The organism is Anaerobacillus alkalidiazotrophicus, from assembly GCF_001866055.1.
Map to the genome: position 1 here is coordinate 680,494 of NZ_MLQS01000030.1, position 6,564 is coordinate 687,057.

A 6,564-nucleotide genomic window follows, 5' to 3' on the forward strand; every position below is an offset into this window, starting at 1 on the left:
AGGTTGGAATAAAGGGAGAGAAAGAAGGTCCATTGTGACCTTCTTTCTTTACTCAAACATTAATTGTTTTACCAATTAGTTCCCTGGGAAAATTTCAGGACATTGTGGTGGGAAGCTTAATGGTGGACAATCAAATGGAATTTCTGGACGTGGATGGCAGAAATCCGCAGTGATTTCAAGCTTTACAGTCGCTTCCATTTGAACGTTTTGGCACATGTTAATGGAAACATCGATTTGTCTAAACTCATCATTAATACAAATGATGTTAGCATCACATTCAAAGTCTGTAATTTCACATTGTAGGAATGTTCCTTCAGGAGCACATAAAAAGAATTTTTCTGCAACCGCAAATGGCTGAGGTTCAGAAGTTAAGAAATCACCACGTGCATTTGAAACACGAACAACAAAATGTCCTTTTTTCAATACTTTCACTTTTTGAAGTGTAATAGTTTCGCCATCTGGCAAATTGAAATTCACACTTTGGCGCCCGCCAATTTGTGGGATTTCAGTACATAAAATTGAATGAGGAGCTAGTGGGTCAACAGGATTACCTTCATCATCAGTAATAATACATTCAACAGTTAAAGCACCACCACCAGCTAATTCAGCACACGGGTTAACACCAGGAGTAGGACCATCGAAATTTAGGGTAGCTAAGCCAGCTTCCCCTGTAAAACTTTGAACAGGAACATCAACTTGACGAGTGACCCAATCATATACTTTAGGTACTTTAATACAAAGTGTTTCCTGACGACCTTTAATAGATTTCATTTCCAAAACAATCATCCTTTCAATTTTTGATTATGGTATAGCTACCACTGTATCCTATGAACCTACGTAGGATGTGTGTGTATTTTTTTGATTTTTGGGCATGTATCTATAAGCTAAATATTTCTCACCTTAAAATAAAGGAGAAATGTAACAAATAGTTCATTAGCCCATATAGTAGTAGATATGGAATGTAAATTGAGATTTGGAGTATATATGTAGTAATACATTATAGGCATTTGTTGGAATTAAATAGTTGTCTTAAAGGAGGAAGTAAAATGAGTTCGGAAGCTAGAAGTGAATTAAGTACTATTCAATTAAAGCAAAAGTTAATTCATTTTAAGTCTGAGTTATCTCGTTATCAAATCAATGAACGAAAATATGAAGACCTCGTTAAAAAATTAACTAGAGAGAAAAATGAGCTATATCAAACGATAGAAGAGCAAAATGAAAAGTTAAATAAGTTAAACGAAGAAAATCGTGAATTAAACCAAGAAAAGGTCGTATTTCATAAGCATTTTGAAAAAGTAGCAAAGGAAAATACAAATTTACATTATAACTTGGAAGAATTACAATCTGAAAAATTAACATTAGAAACAAAACTTCAAGATCAAGTTGAAGAAAGTGAACAAAGAGAATTGAGTTTAAAGGAAGAAGTAGACCAGTTGTTATTGAATAAAGATCATATGAAAAATGAATTAGAGAAACAGATAAAGTTGATAAAGTTATTAAAAGAAAAAGAGGATGAAAAAACAGATGAGTTAAATGGCATAAAGGAACAAAACAAAGGATTAATTGAAGAATTAGATATTACGAAAGAAAGAAATAAAAAGTTAGAATTAGAGCTGACTGAAGCGATTAATCATTCGAAAAAGATTGAAATGGAATTAGGAGCGGTAAAAGAAAATGTAGATCAAGATCAATTACATCTTATTAAAGAAGTGGAAAATTTGAAAAATGAAAAAAATGATATGATTAAGACATTAGATGAAAAAATATTGCAAACAAAAGATTTTGAAAAAGAATTAATTGTTTATAAAGAACAAATAAAAATTTTAGAGGTGGAAAAAGAAAGAAGTAATAAAGACTATCAATCTATTCAAGATAAATTAACAAGTTATTCTAAAGAAAATAATCAGTTGAAAGAAGAAATCAAGCATTACAAAGATAAATATAATAAAGAGCGTGGCGATTTATTCCAAGAAGTAGCAAAGTTTAAAAAAATCAATCAAGACTTACAAACTATTCTTAATGAGAAAGAAGCTGTTATCAATAAATTAACATCCGATCAAAAGGACTTTTTTAAAGAAAAAGACACCTTGGTCGAAGAATTAGAGAATTTACAATCAGAAAAACGACAGTTTGAACAGCAATTAGAAACGTATGAAATCGCCAATCAGGAGCTGGAGCAAGAAATTAGTAAGTTTGTAGAAAAAATTGATGAAGACCAATTTGCGATAATGAAGGAATTAGAGGAAGTGAAAAAAGAAAACATCAAGTTAGAGAAAGATCTTAAACAGGAGAAAGGAAATGGTACTCAATTAGAAGAAAAATACAATAAAGCTTTGGTAGAAATGAAACAACTACAAGAGCAAATCAAAAACCACCTTATTATGATTGACGAATTGAATAAGACGGAGAGTCAATATAATAAAGAAAAACAAGAATTAACTAACTTATTTAATAAGAAAATTGAGGAGAATTCAGAATTACAGAAAAAACTTAAGTATTTAGAGGAAGAATTATCATCTAAAGCTACACAAGTAGAAAATGAGTCAAAACAAATGCATGAAAAGCTTCAAAAGCAAATTGATACTTTACAGAAAGAAAAAGTTGAAGTAGAAGGAAGTTACGCAGTTATTCAAAACAAAAATAAAGAACTAGAAAAAGAAATTTATATAATAAATGAGGAATTAAAAAAGGTTCAAAAAAGTTTGGATGAAAAATTAAAAGAAAATAATAAATTAGAAATGTTATTTACAAAGCAACAAAATAAATTACAGTTGTTAGAAGAAGAAATAGAAAACTCTAATCATAAAAAAGAAGAGTTATCTAGTGAGAGAAAAGAATTAATGAAACGGCTTAAAGAACTGGATCATTATTATGTAGTTAATGAACGGAAGAATACGAAAAATGAAACAATCATCAACCAAAAAAATGAAGAATTGAAAGAATTAAAAGAAACTTTAAGTGAAATGAAACAAACGATAAAAAACATGAAAAAAGAAAATTATGAGGTAAATATCTTATTAGAAAAAAATAATTTAGAAAATCAGCATTTGAAAGATCATAAAAAGGAGTATTTACAAGATAAAGAGATCCTATTAACTTTACTAAGAAGTTTCCAAAAAGAGGAGAAAGAGATTAAGAAGATACCAGAATTAAATCAAGTGAAAATAGATACTCAAAAGCAAAAAGCAGATGTTACTACAGAAAGTTCTTGGTTTTATAGGAATATAAAAGAGCAAACGAAAGGGAAATCACCTGAAAAATTAAATCAGCCAAATATAAAGTTTAATCCAACGAGTGAATCATTCTTCTCATTGACTAAACAATTTCCTGAAATTATAAATAAAGCGAGTGAAGCGTCAAAAGAAAAGGAAGAATAAACCATGCAGAGAGCCGATACTTTCATTATGAAGAAAGAAGTTTACTTGGAAATGATTAATTGTTGTAGACAGAAATTGCCACTTGAAGGTTGTGGTTTAATTTCAGGTAGAGAAGGATTTGGGGAAACACTTTGGTGTCTTCCTGACTCTTCTATTAGTCAGTCGATGTTTTACATTTCTCAAGATACACTTTTTTCAGTAGTAAAACAAATTGAAAAAAGAAATGAAAAATTAACTGGAGTCTTTCATTCACATCCGACAACTCCGGCCTATCCTTCATCCTATGATATCAGAAATAATCCTTACTCACATTTAGCGTATTTAATTGTATCATTCAAAAAGAGTGAACCTGATGTTGGGATCTTTAAAATCATCAATCAAAAGCATGTGTCTCCGTTAAAAATAAAAGTAGTCTAAGGTTGTTTGTGGAATCACTCTTCGTTTGTATGCATAAACTAAAGTAGCAAAACTAAAAAGTTTGGGAGTGAGAGATGTGACAACCCCTAATAGAAAAATTCATTATGGTTCAACGAATATGAATTCAAGAACACCTACCTATATTGCTAGGAAAACACCAGCAACCAAAATAACTAAAGTAATACCTTCTACACCTAGAACGGCATATTCCCAACCTAGATCTGGTTGTAATTGTGGAAATAAAATAGCCAAACGATAATCTTAACCTCACTATTAAGAGGTAACATTTGCATTTTCTCTTAGAGATATTATTTAAAAATGGCCCATAAATATCCCTGTCTTATTAAAGATAGGGATATTTGTTTTCTATGACAAAAGTGTAAAAAATTAGGACTAAAACAAACGAAAGCCTTAAGTGCTTGACCTATACAATGAACATTCATTTGCATTTAATAAAGTATAACTTAGAAAGGAGTGAAAATAAAAAATGTCAATGAAAGGTAAAGTTGTTTCTTGTAAACATCAAGTGAAAGACGTAAAAACATTATCGGAATGTTCAGCAGAGTTTCGTCCAGTTGTAGGTGTTGATGGTCCATTAGTCGCAAAAATTCCGGTGGTGTTAGCAGAGCCAGAAGTACAAATTAATGTTGAAGCTTTAATTCCTCTACCAGAAAGAGTATTAGAAATTAAACGAATTTTAAAAGATTTAAAGATTACACAATGTAAGCTAGTTCCTTCAGGGCGCTTTGTAGATGGTTTGCGAATTTACAAGTTATTCCTTGAGGGGTGTGTACGTAAAAACATCGAATATGCAACAGTAGATAGTCATCCACGTAATAAGTTCCGTATCTCAGGAGATATTAAACACACAACTGTAAACGTCCCATGGCATTGTGTTGTTGAAGTTCCACTAGATCCAGATATTTTAGTATTTAGAGAACCAAGATTTTTCTCAGATCGAATTGATTTTATTAGTAAAAGTGGCTTAAGTAGAGATCCACACGAGGTTATACTACGCAATAGATCTGACTTCCAAGAAAAACCGTTCTGTGAAATTGTTGATGCAGAAGTAGTTGAATTAGACATTCAAGAAGATGGAGCATGTTGGGTACAAGGGGAAAAAACGTTTAGAAAATTAAGAGAAAAAATGGTTATTCATGTAGCATTCAAAATCTTACAAACACAACAAGTAAATATTCCAAGAAATAACGGATAACCAAAATTTAAACAAAAAGAAGAGGACCTTTAAAAAAAATAATCCAAGGCCTCTTCTTTTTTTGTTAAATTTTTCTAATCCTCTTTTTTTAATTCCTTTTCTATAATTTGTTTTAAATTAAATTTAGGTTTATCCTTTTCGCAATGTCTATCTTTATGCTTCTCATGGTCTTTTTCATGTTTCTTACAAGGGTCTTTCCTTTTATCTTTATCTTTGTCAAACTTCTTATCACGATCTTTCTCTTTTTTCTTTTTCTTATCCTTTTTCTTATCCTTATCTTTTTCTTTCACTATTACTTTGACTTTGTGCTTATGTTTATGCTTTATCTTACGCTTATCTTTATCTTTGTCTTTATCTTTGTCTTTGTCTTTGTCTTTGTCTTTTCCCATCGAAACTTGTTGATTTTGTAGAATTTTTAAGCTAATTAGTACGACCATTTTTTCTTTTAGCGTGCGAAAGATTTTTTCAGTTCCTTTATTGAATGGATGTTCGTCTAAGATGAAATCTAATTCAATGACAGAGGTATTTATTAATTCGCAAAACGGTTTTTCATTTAGAAATTCAGAGTTGATGTTTCCAAATTCTCTTTGGTCGCGACTTAATTTCGTACATGGATCTAAAAATTCTAGCTCGGCTACTGGATTAGGTTCTTGAAATTTGAACGAAGGAGAAACTCCTTTATCAATTAGTATCTCGGTTATGCAATTGAACGGTACTTTTACAGTTGTATGACGGATATTGCCGTGAACTTTTTGTTTGTTACTAAAATCTGCTGTTGCATATTCAATATTTTTTCGGACAAACCCAGCTAAAAAGAGTTTAAAAACTGGCTTTTTGTTGCGGTAAAAGGATGGCACTATTTCACATTGTGTTAGCTCTACATTTTTACGGATCCGTTTAATTTCAATTGCTGGCTCTTGAAGCTTTACGAAAGATTCAAGATTGATTTCGATTTGAGGCTCAGCTAGTACAACTGGTACTTTTACCGTTAACCCTCGGTGTTTCGCTTTTTGATTTAAATTACTATTCAAACAACAATCATCTGTTACACTAACGGAAACAATATTTGATTGCTTTTTACAATATTTATGACCAAACTTCTTTTGGTCAGGTACTATGCGATGAATTGTTTTTGGAGTGAAATTGGTTAAATCTCTTCCGTCCCACGGGTGTTGCATATCCATATAATAACCTCCTGAATAACACTCTTTTGATTAATATCTTGACAGTTACAATATATGATGAATTCACCCATGTGTGTTTGTTTATTTTAAATAAATATAATTCGGAAGTGATTAATAAAAAATAAAGAGGCTGGGACATAACTAGCCAAAAATAAAGAAAAAAGGTTCCGATTATTGTATTTGATGATCGGAACCTTTTTTCGATTGGATTATTTTCATGACCATTAGTTCCGTTCGCGTTTATGGCGGTGTACTTTCTTAAGTTCACCGCCATAAACGCGAAGCCTAATTCATTTTCTACTTTCTCTTTGCTCCTCACAGACATTCGAGTGAAACGCAAATTAGCCTTCAAAAATCCGAAGACTGGCTC

General features: G+C 31.2%; 5 protein-coding genes and 1 pseudogene. 3 read left to right on the plus strand and 3 right to left on the minus strand.

Annotated elements, in window-relative coordinates; all coding sequences use genetic code 11:
- Window positions 1–75: 75 nt before the first annotated feature.
- On the minus strand, window positions 76–771 hold the full coding sequence (locus BKP45_RS19130) for a BMQ_0737 family morphogenetic spore coat protein (protein ID WP_071390783.1): 696 nt from the start codon (window positions 769–771) through the stop codon (window positions 76–78).
- A gap of 275 nt (window positions 772–1,046) precedes the next feature.
- Between BKP45_RS19130 and BKP45_RS19135 the strand changes: the two genes are divergently transcribed.
- From BKP45_RS19135 to BKP45_RS19145, 3 genes are all read left to right on the plus strand, one after another.
- Complete coding sequence (locus BKP45_RS19135) at window positions 1,047–3,377, plus strand: hypothetical protein (protein ID WP_071390775.1); 2,331 nt, start codon at window positions 1,047–1,049, stop codon at window positions 3,375–3,377.
- Between the two features lie 3 nt (window positions 3,378–3,380).
- On the plus strand, window positions 3,381–3,794 hold the full coding sequence (locus tag BKP45_RS19140) for a M67 family metallopeptidase (RefSeq protein ID WP_071390776.1): 414 nt from the start codon (window positions 3,381–3,383) through the stop codon (window positions 3,792–3,794).
- Between the two features lie 487 nt (window positions 3,795–4,281).
- The gene (locus BKP45_RS19145; RefSeq protein WP_084788059.1) at window positions 4,282–5,010 is read left to right on the plus strand and encodes a CsxC family protein; all 729 of its coding nucleotides are present in this window, start codon (window positions 4,282–4,284) and stop codon (window positions 5,008–5,010) included.
- Window positions 5,011–5,084: 74 nt separating this feature from the next.
- Here the strand turns inward: BKP45_RS19145 and BKP45_RS19150 are convergent, their stop codons facing one another.
- Both BKP45_RS19150 and BKP45_RS23610 read right to left on the minus strand, forming a co-directional pair.
- Window positions 5,085–6,194 carry a CsxC family protein gene (locus BKP45_RS19150; protein ID WP_071390777.1) on the minus strand — a complete coding sequence of 370 codons (1,110 nt, stop codon included), beginning with the start codon at window positions 6,192–6,194 and terminating at the stop codon, window positions 5,085–5,087.
- Window positions 6,118–6,564, minus strand: a pseudogene (locus tag BKP45_RS23610) (hypothetical protein); the annotation flags it as partial. The gene BKP45_RS19150 and the pseudogene BKP45_RS23610, both read right to left, overlap by 77 nt.